Here is a 17,722-nt window from a genome sequence, read left to right on the forward strand (position 1 = left end):
AATCAAATAAAAAAAATCAGCCATAAGCTGATTTCAATTTCATTTACAAATTAAACTGTAAGTGAAGCACGTCCTTTACGACGACGAGCTGCAAGGACACGACGTCCGTTTTTAGTTGCCATACGGCTACGGAATCCGTGAGTAGTCTTACGAGATTTTTTGTGTGGTTGGTAAGTACGTTTCATTTTATATAAGTCCCTGGGCTACTTCACTTTTGGTTGAAAGTAGCTCCACCTTTTCGGTGTTCCTTTCATCTTTTTACTGCTATTAAAAGCATACCTTACAATTCTACACTATGAAAGGTCTTTTGTCAAGGCTAAATCTCTTTAGCCACAACAATATAGCGATTATATTCCTGTCCTTCTGAATGACTTGATACACCATTTTCCTGACCAATAATAGTGTGAACAATTTTACGTTCATTAGACTGTAAATCATTAATATAAACAGTTTCACCGCCACGCGCACGTTCAGCTGCACGATGAGCAAGACTTACGATATAAGCTTTGCGTTTTTCATGATAATCACCCACATTAACAGCAATATTCATTCTTGTATTCAAAATACTATTAGCGTAAGCTTTTGCTAAAATTTGCAAACTTTGTAAAATTTTACCATGTTTGCCAATAAGCAAAGCATCATGATTAGAAGTCAAATTGAAAACTGTTAAATTTCCGTCACGAGAAACTGAAACACGCGTTGCAATTCCCATTTCTTGTGTGATAGTTGTTAAATAGCTTGAAATTTTTGAAGCAATTTTTTCATCTTCGTTTGAAACTTCTTTCTTCGCTTCAACTTCTTCTTTAACAGCAGAAACCACATCAGAGAGGTCTGCTGTTCCTTGACGATTTTGAACAACCGTCTTTTTAGCCACTTCAATAATCGCATTACGCTCTTCTTCAGTGATTTCACCATTTTGTTCTCTCTCAGCCGCACGGACAGCTTTAACCACTTGGCTTAATTCAAGTGTTGCTTCCATAGCAGATTGTGACTTAGGCACACCAAGATTAATTGTATCATCCACACCACGTTCTGCTAAATGGTCAGCTTTACGCACTGTTTCTTCATGGATTGGCTCAATATTAACCCGAGCCCGTTTCTTTCCAAATCCTAAGAAACCCTTTTTTTCTTTTTGTTCAATATGAATATGAACATTTTCACGCTTAACATTTAAGCGATTTAAGCCACGTTCGATTGCATCTTCGACCGTTTCACCAGTAAAAATAGCCATAATAAAACTACTCCTGTCATATGATAAAGCCTATTGACAATTTCTAGCACAACTTCCAAATTAAAATAAAAACTGCCAATGGTATTTTTTATTTTTTTCTTGCTTTCTTCAATGCTTTTTCGCGAGCTTTAATTTTGTCTTTTTCGACCTGTACCTTAGCTTCACGCGCCGCAATAATTTTGTATGGATTTGCCAACAACATTGTTTGGAATACTTGGAAAGCATTAGAGATTACCCAGTAGAGTGCAATCCCAGCAGCAAAGTTAACCCCCATAATCAAGATGAAAATAGGCATGATATAAGTCATTGAAGTTGTCATTGCATTTCTTTCTGGAGCAGATTTCATCATCAAGTATGAACTCAAGAAAGTAAAGACCGCAGCCAATATAGGCAAAATAAAAGTAGGGTCTTTAGCACCAATTTCAAACCATAGGAAAGTTCCGTGTTTCAAAAAGTCCACACGAGACAAGGCTTGATAAAGTGCCCATAGCACTGGCATTTGAACAACTAGTGGTAAACAACCCATGTAAGGGTTGACTTTATTTTCTGCATAAAGTTTTTGAATTTCCTCGTTCATCAAACGACGAGATTCCATATCTTTGCTTGGGTATTTAGCCTGAATTTTTTTGATTTCTGGCTGAATTTCTTGCATACGTTGGCTAGATTTGATTTGGATATTCATCAAGGGAAGCAATGCTGCCCGAATAACAATCGTGAATAAAATAATACCAACTCCGGTCAAACCACCAAATGACAAGAAACGAATAACCTGTGCAAAGCCATATACAATTTGGTCCCAAAGGTTGGTTGAACTACTTGTCACAGCTGTTGTTCCACAAGCTGTAAGCAACAAAAGAGCCGCCCCTGCCATTGCGATCAAACTAAATTTCTTTTTCAATCGTTTTCTCCATCCACATAGATTTTTGACAACTTCAAAACGTGTTTTAGATTTTTCTTTACTTCCTCAAAACTGAGTGTTTCAACACCCGAACGTGCAATAATTACAAAATCTTCATCTGTCAAATAAGGCTTAAATTCAGCAATGGCATGGCGTAAAAGACGTTTAATTCGATTACGCAAAACCGCATGACCAAGCTTTTTGCTTACTGATAGACCTACACGAAAATGAGGTTGATTTGTGTTTAATTTATAGACCACAAATTTTTTATTGGCAAAGCTATGTTTCGCTGAAAAAATTTGGTCAAAATCCTTTGAGCGTTTAACGCGATATATTTTTTTTATAGCCAAGCCACTCTCTCCCATTTTAGAAATTATCGTATTAATTTTATCATAAACTTGCTAAAAAGTCACTATATCACTTGAAAACGTTCTATATAGAACGAAGGAATTATCAGTTACATTTAGCATTTAAAAATACCATGTATTTAACAAGGTATTTTTAAATATTTTCTGGATTATCTAGACGACTAAGCAGATGATCGACCATGTAAGTAAAGGATTCTTCTTTAGAAATTGATCCAGACTGACGGAAATATCCTAATTGTGTTAAAGTGATAAATCCATGAAGCGTTGAGCGAAACATCCGACTGATATGAAAATTTTCTTCTTCTGACAAATGAAAATTTTCCAAGCTTCGACGAACCAAACGAATATTTTCTTTTGCCAAATATTCAAGTTCCCCATTATTTGTTTGGTGTATTACATTAATCAGTTCATAAACTGCTTCATATTTTTCAGCGAATCTTTTATAACTCTCAGCATAAGCCCTAAGTGCTGCCAAAGGAGTTAGTCCCACCATTGCATGAGTTAGTTCATAGTTTAATTCTTTTTGGAGGTAGACTGCCGTTGCCACACGTACTTCTTCCATATTTTTAAAATGATTATAAAGTGACGGAGCTTTAATTCCAAAATACTCAGCTAAGCGCGGAAAACTAACATTAGAGAGACCAATTTTACCAGCTAGTTCAATAGTAGCTTGAACGATTTTATCACGAGTCAATGCAATCCTTGCCATAATTGGATTCCTTTCAATACTTTCGATGCCGAAAGTTTACTCGAAGTTTGAACTTTTATAGTCGATTCAAACTATCTTACTATCAGTATAAAACTATTCTCAATCTTTTTCAAGCAATGATTCGTCATTGACAAACTATGAACAATAGTTTTATAATATTATTATGAATACATCAAGAAAGAAGGGCATTCATTCATGAAAGAATCATGGCAACGAAATTTAATTGTCCTTTGGTTTGGGACATTTATGACGGGGATAGGTTCAAGTCTTATCGCCCCTTTTATATCACTTTACATCAGTACACTTGGCCATTACTCAAAAACGGAATTAAACATCTGGTCAGGCTTGGTCTTCTCATCCACCTTTATTGTTTTAGCAATCGTTTCTCCCCTTTGGGGAAGATTAGCTGACCAGAAAGGTCGGAAATTGATGCTCTTACGCGCTTCTCTTGGGATGGCAATTTCAATTTCATTAATGGCTTTTGTTACAGCTGCTTGGCAATTGCTTATTTTACGCATGCTACTTGGGGCCTTTTCTGGTTTTGTCTCTAATTCAATGGCCTTAATGGCCAGTTCTGCACCAAAGGAAAAATCAGGGGCCGTCTTATCGCTCCTTACAACAGGATCTGTTGCTGGAACTCTTATCGGTCCAATCATTGGCGGAATACTTGTTAATATAACTGGTTATCGTCGCGTTTTTAGCGTCACAGGAATCATTATGTTTCTCGTCTTTTTCCTTGCTTTATTTTTTGTCAAAGAAACATTTAAGCCCGTTGAGAAGAAAAACATGCTTTCCTATAAACAAGTTTGGGAAGTTGTTACCCACCCAGCCATTATTTGGGGCATGTTTTTTGCAACCCTCATTACTCAAATGACCAATCAATCGATTAATCCAGTTCTTTCACTCTATGTCCAAGAACTTATGCATGGTCAAGGAAACATTACTTTCATGGCCGGAATTGTCGCTGCTGCCCCAGGAATCGTTACATTAGTGGCTGCTCCATTCTTAGGTCGTCTAGGTGATAAAGTTGGTCAAAGAAAAATCCTTGGTTTTGGACTTTTCTTTTCACTAATCGTCTTCTCAATCACAGCAATGACAACTAATGTTTGGTTTTTAATTGTTATGAGACTACTTGTCGGAGTCTCTGATGCGGCAATTCTCCCTTCAGTTCAAGCCATCTTAGCAAAAGAATCTCCTCAAGCTATTACTGGTCGAATTTTCTCTTATAATCAATCTGCTCAATCAATTGGTGCTTTTGCAGGTCCCTTACTTGGTTCAGCTATTGCTGGATTTATTGACTATCGTTATGTCTTTGTGGGTTCAGCAATTCTGGTTGTCTTTAATTTAATAAACTACTTTACACATACTAAATCACTTGCTGTAAAAAACTAATTATAAAAAAGAACTTCAAATTTGAAGTTCTTTTTTTGCTTCTTCTATTTGTTTTTTAACTGATTCAAATCCTGTACCACCTAGAGAATTTCTTCTTGAAACTGCCGTTCTTGATTTTAAAACTTCATAAACATCTTCATTGATTAATGGAGATAGCATTTGATAATCTTGTAAATTTACATCTTGGAGGTAAATTCCTTTTTTTATACAATCTAATACTAAGAGACCAACTAATTCATGAGCTTTTCTAAAAGGAAGGCCCTTTGCTGCAAGGTAATCGGCCAACTCTGTCGCATTAGAAAAATCTTGTTCAGTTGATTTTTCCATGTTTACACGGTTTACAGTTAAAGTTGACAACATCCCATTCATAACTGTTAAAGAAGTTATTATAGTATCAGCACTATCAAACATTCCTTCTTTATCTTCTTGCAAATCTTTGTTATAAGCTAAAGGTAAACCTTTCATCACAGTCAATAAAGCTGTAAGATTTCCATAAACGCGGCCTGTTTTTCCTCTGATTAATTCTGCCATATCTGGATTCTTCTTCTGTGGCATAATAGAAGAACCCGTAGAATATGCATCAGACAGACTGACAAATTTGAATTCATGACTAGACCATAGTAAAAGCTCCTCACAAAATCTTGATAAGTGCATCATTAACAAACTTGCATTTGAGAGAAATTCTAAAATAAAGTCACGGTCACTGACCGCATCCATTGAATTATCATAAGCCTTCTCAAAACCAAGTAATTTTGTCGTCAACATTCTATCAATCGGAAACGTTGTCCCAGCTAGAGCTGCCGCTCCTAAAGGATTCATATCTGTATGCTTAACATTAAATTCAAAACGTTCAAAATCACGTGTCAGCATTTGATAATAAGCCATTAGATGTTGACCAAAGGAAATCGGTTGTGCATGTTGTAAATGAGTATAACCAGGCATAATAGTATCAATTTGGTTTACAGCGAGCTTTACAATTGTTTCTCTTAACCCTTTTAAAGCTTCTAAAACGGCCTCTAAGATACTTTTTAGGTATAGATGCATATCTGTTGCCACTTGATCATTTCTAGAGCGAGCCGTATGCAATTTACCAGCTAGTGGACCAATTTCTTGATGAAGATAAGATTCCATATTCATATGGATATCTTCATTTTCCATCTTGAATTCAATTTGGCCATTAAGAAGCTTTTCTTCTACTTTTTTCAGACCTTCGGCAATTTTTTGGGATTCCTCGGTAGTAATAATTCCTGTTTCACCCAACATCTTTACATGAGCTAATGAGCCTTTTAAATCAAAAGGAGCAAGTCGTTGCTCAAATTTAATTGATGCTCCAAATTCTTCCGTTTGTTTATCTAGTGACGCCTCAAAACGTCCTCCCCAAAGTTTTTCTACCATTCTCTTACTTTCCAAATTTTCCTATAGCTATTATTTGAGATTTACTTGAGCATTGACTTGAGTAGGTAGACCCCACAATTTAATAAATCCAACTGCCGCTGCTTGGTCAAACTCATCTGCAGCAGTATATGTTGCTAATTTTTCGCTGTAAAGCGAATTAGTTGATTTACGTCCCACTGGTGTTGCTAAACCTTTATATAATTTAATTTTTACAATCCCGTTAACTACTTTTTGAGTTTCATCAAGATAAGCGATCAAAGCCTTAGTAGCAGGATTGAACCACAAACCATTGTAAATCAAGTTTGCTAATTCATTTTCAAGAACTGGTTTAAAATGTGCAAGTTCTCGAACGAAAGTTAAATCTTCCAAATCTTTATGTGCTTTTAATAAAGTAATGGCAGCAGGACATTCATAAAATTCACGGGATTTAATCCCAACCAGGCGATTTTCAATATGGTCAATCCGACCAATTCCATGTTTTCCTGCAATAATATTCACTTCTTTAATGATTTCATGCAATTCTAAGCTTTTTCCATTTAAGGCGATTGGTAATCCTTCTTTAAACTCAACCTCGATATATTCAGCTTCGTTTGGAGCGTCCTCCACAGAATTAGTCATAAAGAAAGCATCCTCTGGACAAGTATTCCAAGGATTTTCAAGAACACCAGCTTCAATCGCACGTCCCCATAAATTCATGTCAATTGAGTAGGGATTGTCTAAATCAGCAGGAATAGGAACACCATTTTGATTGGCATATTCGATTTCTTCTTCACGAGCCCAATGCCACTCACGAACTGGAGCAATGACTTCAAGCTCAGGCGCAAGAGAATGGATGGCTACTTCAAAACGCACTTGGTCATTTCCTTTTCCTGTACAACCATGAGCAATAGCCGTTGCCCCTTTTTCTTTGGCTACTTCTACTAATTTTTGAGCAATCAAAGGGCGACTCAAAGCGGATACTAAAGGATATTTATTTTCATACATTAAATTTCCTTTGAGTGTAGCTCCAACAAATATTTTAGCGAATTCTTCCTTGCAATCCAAAACAACAGATTCCACTGCCCCTACTTGAAGTGCCTTATCATGAATAAAATTCAAGTCTTTTCCTTCACCAACGTCCATGCAGGCAGCAATGACGTCAAATCCTTTATCAGTCAACCATTTTACAGCAACACTTGTATCCAATCCACCCGAATATGCCAAGACAATTTTTTTGTTTCCCATCATTTTTCTTCTTTCAAATTAATATAAATGCAATTGTACAGCATATTTATTCATTTGTCAACATTTTTGTATAAATATGCGTTTTATTTTCATTCTAGCAATTTCATATTATTTCAAGAAGAGAATCAACTGTGATATAATTAATTTAGATAAAGGAGTGGAGCCATGGCAGAGTGGTAATGCAGCGGACTCGAAATCCGTCGAACCGTGTAAAGCGGCGCAGGGGTTCAAATCCCCTTGACTCCTTTTATAAATGGATTTTTCTCCCCTATTTGAAAAAATTATAGAAAATCCAGTGACCAATACGCTTACTCCTTTTCCTCCTGACTGTATAAGATTACATCAGGAGGTTTTTTTATTCAAAAAAATTTTTGTTTATGAAAAAACTACCACTTTTTGCAAGGTAGTAGTTATAAATATAATAAAATTGAAAGTTTTATTTAGATTTTACTGAAATTTTTTCTGTTTAAGAATAGTGATAAAAATCCGGTTCCCAGTAGAATAATCGCAGAGATATAATATGGAAATAAATGGTTAAGGTCAAACATATAACCCGCGGCCATTGGCCCTAAAATATTCCCAAAACTCGTAAAGGCTGAGTTCAAGCCATTGATTGCCCCTTGCCGATTGCCCGCATGCTTTGAAAGATAGGTTGTTACAGCCGGTCTAAATAAATCAAAGGCCAGAAAAACAACAAATGTAGAAAGAGCAACGACTAAATTTGATTTTGTAAAGGCAATAACAGCAATGAAGATTGCACTGGCAAAGAAAGTTAATTGAATCAAGCCAAGTTCACCAATTTTATTGACGATTGCATCAAATAAGAAAAGTTGGAAAAAGAGGGCTAAAATTCCACTCACTGTAATTACCAAAGCAATTTCACTCATACTAAAACCAAAGTTAATACTTGCCATGATACTATAAATTGACTCAAAGGCCTGTAAACCAAATGATGAAATCAAAATTATAATAAAGAGTGAACCAAATAATGGATTTTTGAGAATATCAAGAAATGAAACTTTTTCGATTTCTTGATGACTTTCAATTGTGCGCTCTGGTTCTCTTAAAATTGTGATAGTTAAAATAAAACCAAGGAAAGCTAAAATTGCTGCAACATAAAAAGGAACACGTATTCCAAAATGGGCAATAAAACCACCCACTCCAGGACCAATAATAAAGCCACCACTGATTGCTGCTGAAACAAGCCCCATCGCTTTAGGACGTTCAGCAATTGTGGTCATATCAGCCACATAAGCAGTAACTGAAGGCATGAGCATCGCAGCTGCGACACCCCCTAGCGCTCGCGAAATATAAAAACCTGTTTTCGCTTGTGCTAAACCAAATAAAAGTTCAGAAAAAGAAAAAATAATCATTCCAATGGCAATGAGTTTTTTGCGCCCAATTTTATCAGATAAAGCACCAGCGACTGGTGAAGCAACCAATTGAGCAATTGCAAAAATAGAAATCATCATTCCCATTGTTGTTCCTGAAAAGTGCATTTGTTCTTTAAGGGTTGGCAAAACAGGAATGACTAAACCTGCACCCAAAAATACTAAAAACAGATTAGAAATTGCTAAATTCATCATGCTTTTTTTGTTTTTCATTTTTTCCTCCTCATTAAAAATAGCAAATAGATTATTCTATTGCTATTTCTTTTATTTTTTACCAATTCTCTTATTATATCATGAAATCTATATACTAAAAAATTAAAAGACTGTATCATCTTTAGTGACCGCTTGTTACTTTTATTCCAATAATACCCACGACTAAACAGGCAATGAAAAGCCAAGTTAATGGTGGGACTTTATCTTTGAATAGAATAAGTCCGATTAAGATTGAGCCAACGGCTCCGATCCCCGTCCAAATTGGGTAAGCAATCCCTAAAGGTAATTTTTTTAGAGCTAGCGCAAGAAAACCAAAGCTAGCAATCATTCCGATGATCGTCAGTAGTGTAAACTTCAAATTTGAAAAACCGTGGCTCAACTTCATTGTTGTTGCCCAAGCCACTTCAAATGTTCCCGCTATAAGTAAATAAATCCAAGTCATTTTTGCCTCCTCAGCTAAAAAAAGAACGACCATCTACATTTCTTCTCAGACCTACTGAAATGCAAACAATCGTTCATACGATTTAACTCCCGGTGGAGTATTTATTCTATTTTCTTCATTCTATCACACTTTTATTAAAAAAGCTAAATTTATTTTTTAGAGTTGAATGATTAAATCTATTATTAAAACAGAGAATCTTTTAATTTTGGTTTTATATTGAATTTCATGTATAATAAAATTCATGAAAAAATTTAGAAAAAAACAAATCTGGCGTGTGATAATTGGCCTTTTTGCTCTTCTTTTAGTTATTAATTTAGGAGCAACTTTATATTTTTATCAAATTGCCTGTGTTCGAAATAATCAACAGATTGGTCAGGTCAAAAGTAGCAGTCCTAATTATTCTTTGGTACAAAAATTCGATAAATTATCCAAAAGTACTGAGTCAATTAAAAATGATGGTCTAAAACTTGATGCATGGTATGTTCCAGCTGAGCACAAAACTAATAATACAGTAATCGTGATACATGGTTTTCGCCAAGATAAGTCGGCTATGCGCCAGTATGGTCAACTTTTTCATGAATTAGGTTATAATGTGCTCATGCCAGATAATCGTGGGGCCGGTCAGTCAGAAGGCAAATTCATCACTTTTGGTTATCATGACAAATTTGATGTCATTGCTTGGGCTAACTATTTAACTGACAAGAATCCTGAGAGTCAAATAAGTCTTTATGGACTGTCCATGGGAGCTTCTACAGTAATGATGGCTTCCAGCGAAAAATCTTTGCCTTCGTCAGTAAAAAATATTATTGAAGATTGTGGATATACCAACGCTTGGGATGAAATTACTTATCAAGCAAAAGAAAGTTATAATATTCCACCTTTCCCACTCGTTTATAGTGTTTCTCTTGAAAGTAAATTGCGACAAGGTTGGTTTTTCCAAGAGGCTAGTGCTACAAAAGCACTGACAAAAGATAAACTTCCTATTCTATTGATTCATGGAAGTAATGATACTTATGTCCCTACTTCGATGGTTTACGAAAATTATAAAGCTGTCAAAAAAGGAACGCCAAAAGAATTATTGGTTATCAAAGGGGCTGCTCACGCCAAATCATTTGAAACAAATCCTGAACTTTACCGCCAAACAATTTCAAAATTTATGAAAGCTTATAATCCATAATTTACTATGAATCTTGTCAGTAAATTACGAGTTAATTCTTGACAGAGAACAATGAAAATGGTATTATATTTAGGTACTGTTTTCGCGGTGGTGGCGGAATTGGCAGACGCGCAGGATTAAGGATCCTGTCGGGAATTTTCTTGGTGCGGGTTCAAGTCCCGCCCACCGCACTAATAAAACTCAGCTAAGGCTGAGTTTTTTTGTCTCATTTTTTACTGACAGAACGCTCCTCAAACCTTTCTACTTCTGCCAGTAAATAAAAAGTGACTTTACATACGTTTCATTTGCCTCTCCTTTATTTTCCTATTTTTTTATTATCTTTTTTTATGGTAAAATAGAGAGGTGTTGAAAGGCTTTCAACAAAATTTCTAAAAGAGGTAATATTTCCATGATGAATATGCAATCAATGATGAAACAAGCACAAAAACTTCAAAAGCAAATGCAAGTTTCACAAGAAGAAATTGCCAATACAACTTTTGTTGGTAAATCTGCTCAAGACCTTGTAACTGTTGAATTTTCAGGTGACCGCACTTTGAAATCTCTCGACATCAAACCTGATGTGATTGACCCTGAAGATCCTGAAACTTTACAAGATATGGTTACTGATGCTGTTAATGATGCGCTAAGCCAAATCGAAAAAGTTACTGAACAAAAACTTGGAAAATTCACTAAAGGATTACCATTTTAAGCATGTATGAGTTACTGACAGATTTTTTGTCAGTAACTTTTTTACTGACCAAAAGGCAATGTTAGCAACCAAAAAGTTGTCACTAAAAGTAAAATATAATTCAATATCAGAATAATATATTTTTGTTTAGTCTAATAAATAGAATTTGAGGTCATCACCCGTTGAATTAGATTAGGCAAGGCCATCAAAATTGGTAGGACAATAATATTAAAAACTGAACCGCTAGTTTGCTTACTCGTCAAAACAAGCCAGAAATTAATATTAATTTGGCTAGGTAAAATCAATATCAAAATGAGACTGTAACCTTCCTCTCCAACTAACCAGTAATCAAAAAAATTTAATTTTGCCATTTCTCTCCACTTATCATTATTGTACGTTTTAACATTAAAATAATACAAAAAACTTATCCACGTGGATAAGTTTTTCTGTCAGTAAATTTGTTGTTGATAAATAGATTACAAAAAATCCTGTCAGAACTGACAGGATTCATTTATTCAAATCAATTGAAAAGATTATTTAGTGTATTCTTCAACGAGGGCAATAACTTCTTCCATTGTTGCACATTCGCTCAAAGCTTTGCTAGACAATTCTTCCATTTTCTTAGAATCCAAACGTTTCATAAGTGAACGAGTTTGGAGTACTGATGTTGCTGACATAGAGAATTCGTCAAGCCCCATACCCATAAGCAATGGTACAGCAGTTTGGTCGCCGGCCATTTCACCACACATACCAGCCCATTTACCTTCAGCGTGAGCTGCTTTGATTACATTGTTAATCAAACGAAGGATTGATGGATTGTAAGGTTGGTAAAGGTAAGAAACTTGTTCATTCATACGGTCTGCAGCCATTGTATATTGGATGAGGTCGTTTGTACCAATTGAGAAGAAATCAACTTCCTTAGCAAACTGGTCTGCAAGCATTGCTGCTGCTGGAATTTCAATCATGATACCTACTTCGATACCATCTGCAACTGGAACACCTTCAGCAATCAATTTTGCTTTTTCTTCGTCATAAATCTTCTTAGCTGCACGGAACTCAGTTACGAGAGCAACCATTGGGAACATGATACGAAGTTGTCCGTGTACAGAAGCACGCAAGAGTGCACGCAATTGTGTACGGAACATTCCGTCACCAGCTGTTGAAAGGCTGATACGAAGTGCACGCCATCCGAGGAATGGGTTCATTTCTTTAGGAAGGTCAAAGTAAGGCAATGTTTTGTCACCACCGATGTCCATTGTACGGACAACAACTGGTTTACCGTTCATTCCTTCAAGTACAGCTTTATATGCTTCGTATTGGTCATCTTCTGTAGGGAAATCTTGTGCATCCATGTACAAGAATTCTGTACGATAAAGACCAATTGCTTCAGCACCGTTATCGTTAACACCTTCAACGTCTTTAGGTGTTCCGATATTAGCAGCAAGCTCATAATGACGTCCATCAGCTGTAACAGTTTCAGCGTCTTTAAGAGCAGCCCATTCTGCTTTTTGAGCAGCATAAGCTTCACCAGCTTTGTGGAATTCGCTTTGTTGTTCAGTAGATGGATCAAGAATTACTTCACCAGTCAATCCTGAAACAGCCAAAAGTTGACCTTCAGAAACAAGTTCAGTAATATTATTTGTTCCAAGAACAGCAGGAATTTCCAAAGTACGAGCCATAATTGCAGAGTGAGAAGTACGTCCACCAATGTTAGTAACAAAGGCTTTAACGAATTTCTTGTCCAATTGAGCTGTATCAGATGGTGTCAAGTCTTCTGCTACGATGATTACTTCTTCATCGATAAGCGCTGGACTTGGCAATTTAACACCAAGAAGGTGAGCCAAAACACGTTTTGTAACGTCTTTAATATCAGTTGCACGTTCTTGCATATAAGCATTATCAGTCATTCCTTCAAAGATACCGATAAACATATCAGTTACTTCTTTGAGGGCTGATTCAGCGTTAACTTTTTTGTCGTTGATTACTGCTTTAATTTGAGCAGTCATATCTGGGTCAGCGAGGACCATCATATGAGCGTCAAATACAGATGCTGCTTCTTCACCAAGGGTTGTTACTGCTTTGTCCTTAATAAGTTGAAGCTCGCTTTGAGATGTAGCAAGTGCTGCATCAAGGCGAGCTTCTTCATTAGCTGTATCAGCAATTGTCTTTGTTTCAAAAGACAAATCTGGTTGGACAAGCAAGTATGCCTTAGCTACTGCTACACCTGATGATGCGGCGATACCTTTAAGCATAGTTGTCATGATTATTCTGCGAGTCCTTCTTTAGTCATTGTTTCAGCGATTGTTGAGATTGCATCGTCAGCATCTGCACCTTCAGCTGAAATAGTAACGTCAGCGCCTTGACCAACACCGAGTGACATAACACCCATGATTGATTTAAGGTTTACTGATTTACCTTTGTATTCCAAAGTGATTTCTGATGTGAATTTTGAAGCTGTTTGCACAAGCAATGTAGCTGGACGTGCATGGATACCAGTTTCTGCAACGATGTGGAATTCTTTAGATGCCATTTTTATGGTTCTCCTTAGATGTTTTTTCATTTTTATTGACGATATCTAAAATATCTATCACTCTTGAAATTGTACCACAAAACGAAAGGGTTTGCAATATCTGCTGTTAATTTTTCATTATTTTTTTCATGGCTGCTTTTGAATGGTTGCTAGACTTTGATTTCTTTTATCATCAAATAAGTATTTTTTATATTATTTTCCTGAAGAAAATGAGCTGAAAAAAAGCTGTCAGTTCTGACAGCTTTCATTTTTAGTTATTTTTGTTTTCAGCTTCGTAAATTTCTTGAACAAGTGCTTCTGTTTTATCCCAACCTAAACATGGGTCAGTAATTGATTTACCAAATACTTCTGGTTTATCTTGGCGACCATCTTCTAGGTAAGATTCAATCATGAAGCCACGAACATTTTGACGAATTTTATCATCCCAGTCACGATTAACTAAGGTTTGACGAACAATACGGATTTGTTCCATAAATTTTTTACCAGAGTTATCATGGTTTGTATCAATGACAATAAAAGGATTTTTCAAGCCCATTTTTTCATAAATTTCAATTGTATCAAGCAAGTTATCAGTGTAGTAGTTTGGATGGTATTTTCCATTTTCATCTTGTCCACCACGCAAAATCGCATGTGCTAAAGGATTTCCTGATGTTTGAACTTCTGCACGGCCAAAGAGGAAATCTTGTGATTGTTGAGCGGCGTAAATTCCATTAAACATCACTTTCAAATTTCCTGATGTTGGATTTTTCAAACCAGTTGGCACATCAATCCCAGAAGCAACAAAACGGTGTTGTTGATTTTCAACAGAACGTGCACCAATCGCATGGTAGCTGACCAAATCATCTACCATTGGAAGATTTTCTGGGTAAAGCATTTCATCAGCAGTTGTCAAACCAGTTTCAGTGATGACCTTGTAATGTAAATCACGAACCATTTTGATTCCATTGATTAAATCAGTATGACCGTCAGCATCTGGTTCGTGAATCAATCCTTTATAGCCATCGCCATTTGTACGAGGTTTTGCAGTATAGACACGCATGACCATAAAAATTTTATCTTTAACTGCTTCTTGAAGTTTAGCTAAACGGCGAGCATATTCTAAAACTGCTTCTTCATTGTCTGACGAACATGGCCCAATAATCAAGAGTAAACGGTCATCTTCACCTTTTATAATTGCTTCAAGTTCTTTATCTCGTTGCAATTTTTTTTCTTGTTGCTCACTGTTGAGATGTCCCAACATCTTAATTGCATCAATATTTATCTTAGGACTTATTTCTTTAAAACTCATTCCAATTCCTCGTATTTCGCTTTGTTATTTTATCTATTGTATCAAAAATTTATTTAATTCTATACTTATTTGCGTCCATTAATATAAAAAAATTTACTGACAGAACTGTCAGTAAATTAATTGGCCTTTTAGGCAATATGTGTACGTCCGTGACAATTTTTAAACTTCTTACCAGAACCACAAGGACAAAGGTCGTTACGACCAACATTTTCAAATGAAACTTCTTCACTGACAGAATGTTCAGTATCAACATTTGTAATATTTTCTTGTGAAGCTGTGGTTGTCATTCTTGGCGCTTCCTGACGGATTGCCGTTTGTGGTTGAATTTGAGCTTTCATCATCAAACGAGTCACTTCAAATTCAATCGCACCAATCATATTATTGTACATTTTATATGATTCTTCTTGATATTCAACAATAGGGTTATTTTGGGCATAACCACGAAGTCCTACTGATTGACGCATTTGGTCAAGCGCATCAATGTGTTCTGACCAGTTATTATCAACAACTCGTAAGATAACTGCACGTTGGAATTCCAACTGACGTTCTGGGTCAGATAATTTTTCCATTTGTGAAGCATAACGAGCTTTGACTTTATCAAAAATCAAATCTTTCATTGCTTGTACTGACAAGCCTGTCAGTTCAGACAATTCAATGCCATCTTCTGGCAACATTGTATTGTGTAATGTTTGCAAGAGATTTTTGACATTTTCTTCATCTTTAAGACTTCCTGCAAGTTCATGACCATCCACTTGACGATCAATTGTTCGCTTGAACATGCCCATCAAAACAGGAGTCATATCTTCTGTAGCCAAGATAACTTCCTGACGTTGCGCATAAATAACTTCACGTTGCTCACGGATGACATCATCATATTGCAAGACTTGTTTACGAGAATCGTAGTTATTTCCTTCGACACGTTTTTGTGAACTTTCAATCTGACGAGTAATCAACCCAGATTTGATGACAGCATCTTCACCAGAAATACGCATTCTATCTAAGAAAGCTGAAACACGTTCCGAACCAAAACGTTTCATTAATTCATCTTCAAGAGAAAGATAGAATTGTGAAACCCCTGGGTCACCTTGACGTCCAGAACGACCACGTAATTGATTATCAATACGACGAGATTCATGACGCTCAGTACCAATAACAGCAAGACCTCGGAATTCAGGGTCTGCATGATCAATTACACCAGGCCCAAGCTTGATATCAGTCCCACGACCGGCCATGTTGGTCGCAATCGTTACCGCTCCTTGTTGACCCGCATTCATGATGATTTGTGCTTCACGGAAGTGATTTTTCGCATTCAAAACTTCGTGAGGAATTTTTGCTTCAACCAATTTCTTAGAAATCAATTCGGAAGTTTCGACAGCAACAGTACCAATCAATATTGGTTGACCTTCAGCATGACGACGTTTAATATCATCAATAACTGCTTTAAATTTAGCTTCCAAAGTTGGGTAAAGTAAATCTGGATGGTCTAAACGTTGAACAGGACGGTTGGTTGGAATTGGTGTGATTTGAATGTTATAAATCTCACGGAATTCTTCTTCTTCGGTTTTAGCAGTCCCTGTCATCCCTGACAGTTTTTTATACATCCGGAAGTAGTTTTGAATCGTAATTGAAGCCATTGTTTTTGATTCATCTTGAATTGGCACAGCTTCTTTAGCTTCAATTGCTTGGTGAAGACCATCAGAATAGCGACGTCCAGGCATCGTACGTCCAGTAAATTGGTCAATAATCAAAACTTCTTGGTTTTCATCAACCATATAGTCGATGTCGTGAAGCATGATAAAGTTGGCACGTAAAGCATTATCTACAAAGTGAGTTAAGGCAACATTTTCCATATCATAAAGATTTTCGATTTGGAAGAATTTTTCGGCCTTATCAATTCCTTCTTCAGTTAAGGAAATTGTTTTTGATTGTAAATCAATCTTGTAATCGTCGCCTTCTTCATATTCAGAAGTAGCAACATTCAAGTTTTGACCTTTTAATGTCTTAGTAAATTGGTCAGCACGATAGTAAAGTGCTGATGAACTTTCAGCTTGTCCAGAAATAATCAAAGGTGTTCTGGCTTCATCGACCAAGATTGAGTCAACTTCATCGACAAGAGCATAGTTCAATGGCTTTTGAACCATATCTTCGGCACGTGTCACCATGTTATCACGAAGATAATCAAAGCCAAGCTCAGCTGATGTTGAATAAGTGATGTCACAGTTGTAAGCTTCACGTTTTTCTTCTGGTGATTTTGAATTCAAGTTCAAGCCAACAGTCAATCCAAGCCAGCTGTAAAGTTCACCCATTTCAGTCATATCACGTGTTGCCAAATATTCATTGACAGTAACAACGTGAACGCCTTTACCTGACAAAGCGTTAAGATAAACTGGCATTGTCGCAGTTAAAGTTTTACCTTCACCAGTACGCATTTCGGGAACGTCACCATTATGTAAGACAATCCCACCCATAATTTGAACGTGGAAAGGGTATAAGCCAAGCACACGGCGGGCTGCTTCACGACAGACAGCAAATGCTTCATAGAGAAGATCATCAAGACTTTCTCCTTTTGCAATACGTTCTTTTAATTCGGGAGTTTTGGCTTTCAATTGCTCATCAGTCAAATGTTCCATTTCATCAGCGAAACTTTCAACTTGAAGCGCCATTCTATTGAGTTTTTTGAGCTCTTTTTTGTCGTTTTCGACAAGTTTTCTAATAATATTCGGCATAATTTCTCTTTCACAAAAATAAGTGGATATTACCATTAATTGTAACACTTTTACATAGCTTTTACAAACTG

17 protein-coding genes and 2 tRNA genes are annotated in these 17,722 nt (G+C 36.3%); 5 read left to right on the forward strand and 14 right to left on the reverse strand.

Annotated features, from left to right (window positions below; all coding sequences use genetic code 11):
* Positions 1 to 50: 50 nt before the first annotated feature.
* The 5 genes from rpmH to MHB61_RS08480 form a co-directional block, all read right to left on the reverse strand.
* On the reverse strand, positions 51 to 185 hold the full coding sequence (gene rpmH / locus MHB61_RS08460; RefSeq protein ID WP_003131818.1) for a 50S ribosomal protein L34: 135 nt from the start codon (positions 183 to 185) through the stop codon (positions 51 to 53).
* Positions 186 to 316: 131 nt separating this feature from the next.
* Positions 317 to 1,231 (reverse strand): RNA-binding cell elongation regulator Jag/EloR, encoded by a 915-nt coding sequence (jag, locus tag MHB61_RS08465; RefSeq protein WP_003131817.1) that lies wholly within the window; start codon positions 1,229 to 1,231, stop codon positions 317 to 319.
* Positions 1,232 to 1,319: 88 nt separating this feature from the next.
* On the reverse strand, positions 1,320 to 2,129 hold the full coding sequence (locus MHB61_RS08470; RefSeq protein ID WP_010905140.1) for a YidC/Oxa1 family membrane protein insertase: 810 nt from the start codon (positions 2,127 to 2,129) through the stop codon (positions 1,320 to 1,322).
* Positions 2,126 to 2,479 (reverse strand): ribonuclease P protein component, encoded by a 354-nt coding sequence (gene rnpA, locus MHB61_RS08475; protein WP_137016269.1) that lies wholly within the window; start codon positions 2,477 to 2,479, stop codon positions 2,126 to 2,128. The genes MHB61_RS08470 and rnpA overlap by 4 nt, the downstream gene beginning before the upstream one ends.
* A 151-nt stretch (positions 2,480 to 2,630) precedes the next feature.
* Positions 2,631 to 3,206: a TetR/AcrR family transcriptional regulator gene (locus MHB61_RS08480; protein ID WP_003131814.1), complete on the reverse strand. Its 576-nt coding sequence runs from the start codon at positions 3,204 to 3,206 to the stop codon at positions 2,631 to 2,633.
* 195 nt (positions 3,207 to 3,401) lie between these two features.
* Here MHB61_RS08480 and MHB61_RS08485 point away from each other — a divergent pair, with 195 nt between their 5' ends.
* Positions 3,402 to 4,598, forward strand: a complete 1,197-nt coding sequence (locus tag MHB61_RS08485) for a multidrug efflux MFS transporter (protein WP_012896978.1) — start codon at positions 3,402 to 3,404, stop codon at positions 4,596 to 4,598.
* Positions 4,599 to 4,613: 15 nt separating this feature from the next.
* Here MHB61_RS08485 and argH read toward each other — a convergent pair whose 3' ends face one another.
* Both argH and MHB61_RS08495 read right to left on the reverse strand, forming a co-directional pair.
* On the reverse strand, positions 4,614 to 5,993 hold the full coding sequence (argH, locus tag MHB61_RS08490; protein WP_003131811.1) for an argininosuccinate lyase: 1,380 nt from the start codon (positions 5,991 to 5,993) through the stop codon (positions 4,614 to 4,616).
* A 30-nt stretch (positions 5,994 to 6,023) separates the two neighbouring features.
* The gene (locus MHB61_RS08495) at positions 6,024 to 7,217 is read right to left on the reverse strand and encodes an argininosuccinate synthase (protein WP_032398793.1); all 1,194 of its coding nucleotides are present in this window, start codon (positions 7,215 to 7,217) and stop codon (positions 6,024 to 6,026) included.
* 159 nt (positions 7,218 to 7,376) lie between these two features.
* Between MHB61_RS08495 and MHB61_RS08500 the strand changes: the two genes are divergently transcribed.
* A tRNA-Ser gene (locus MHB61_RS08500) sits at positions 7,377 to 7,463 on the forward strand.
* 194 nt (positions 7,464 to 7,657) lie between these two features.
* On the opposite strand, the gene MHB61_RS08505 is transcribed toward MHB61_RS08500, so the two are convergent.
* Together MHB61_RS08505 and MHB61_RS08510 are read right to left on the reverse strand one after the other, a co-directional pair.
* Positions 7,658 to 8,821, reverse strand: a complete 1,164-nt coding sequence (locus tag MHB61_RS08505) for an MFS transporter (RefSeq protein WP_014570341.1) — start codon at positions 8,819 to 8,821, stop codon at positions 7,658 to 7,660.
* 121 nt (positions 8,822 to 8,942) lie between these two features.
* Positions 8,943 to 9,263, reverse strand: coding sequence for a SugE family quaternary ammonium compound efflux SMR transporter (locus MHB61_RS08510; RefSeq protein ID WP_021723289.1), 321 nt, complete (start codon positions 9,261 to 9,263; stop codon positions 8,943 to 8,945).
* 241 nt (positions 9,264 to 9,504) lie between these two features.
* Here MHB61_RS08510 and MHB61_RS08515 point away from each other — a divergent pair, with 241 nt between their 5' ends.
* From MHB61_RS08515 to MHB61_RS08525, 3 genes are all read left to right on the forward strand, one after another.
* A complete protein-coding gene (locus tag MHB61_RS08515; RefSeq protein ID WP_003132316.1) occupies positions 9,505 to 10,440 on the forward strand; it encodes an alpha/beta hydrolase in 936 nt (311 codons plus the stop codon).
* A gap of 84 nt (positions 10,441 to 10,524) precedes the next feature.
* Positions 10,525 to 10,610 (forward strand) — tRNA-Leu (locus MHB61_RS08520).
* Positions 10,611 to 10,828: 218 nt separating this feature from the next.
* The gene (locus MHB61_RS08525; protein ID WP_010905131.1) at positions 10,829 to 11,128 is read left to right on the forward strand and encodes a YbaB/EbfC family nucleoid-associated protein; all 300 of its coding nucleotides are present in this window, start codon (positions 10,829 to 10,831) and stop codon (positions 11,126 to 11,128) included.
* Between the two features lie 131 nt (positions 11,129 to 11,259).
* Here the strand turns inward: MHB61_RS08525 and MHB61_RS08530 are convergent, their stop codons facing one another.
* The 5 genes from MHB61_RS08530 to secA form a co-directional block, all read right to left on the reverse strand.
* Entirely contained in the window at positions 11,260 to 11,478 is a 219-nt protein-coding gene (locus MHB61_RS08530) for a hypothetical protein (RefSeq protein WP_003132296.1), read from the reverse strand.
* 162 nt (positions 11,479 to 11,640) lie between these two features.
* The gene (ptsP, locus tag MHB61_RS08535) at positions 11,641 to 13,368 is read right to left on the reverse strand and encodes a phosphoenolpyruvate--protein phosphotransferase (RefSeq protein ID WP_003132294.1); all 1,728 of its coding nucleotides are present in this window, start codon (positions 13,366 to 13,368) and stop codon (positions 11,641 to 11,643) included.
* Between the two features lie 2 nt (positions 13,369 to 13,370).
* Entirely contained in the window at positions 13,371 to 13,637 is a 267-nt protein-coding gene (locus MHB61_RS08540) for a phosphocarrier protein HPr (protein WP_003132292.1), read from the reverse strand.
* Positions 13,638 to 13,887: 250 nt separating this feature from the next.
* Entirely contained in the window at positions 13,888 to 14,925 is a 1,038-nt protein-coding gene (locus MHB61_RS08545; RefSeq protein ID WP_003132289.1) for a 3-deoxy-7-phosphoheptulonate synthase, read from the reverse strand.
* Between the two features lie 128 nt (positions 14,926 to 15,053).
* Positions 15,054 to 17,651, reverse strand: coding sequence for a preprotein translocase subunit SecA (gene secA / locus MHB61_RS08550; protein ID WP_003132288.1), 2,598 nt, complete (start codon positions 17,649 to 17,651; stop codon positions 15,054 to 15,056).
* Between the last annotated feature and the right edge of the window lie 71 nt (positions 17,652 to 17,722).

The organism is Lactococcus sp. FSL K6-0773 (assembly GCF_038006485.1).
Taxonomy (GTDB): Bacteria; Bacillota; Bacilli; order Lactobacillales; family Streptococcaceae; genus Lactococcus; species Lactococcus lactis.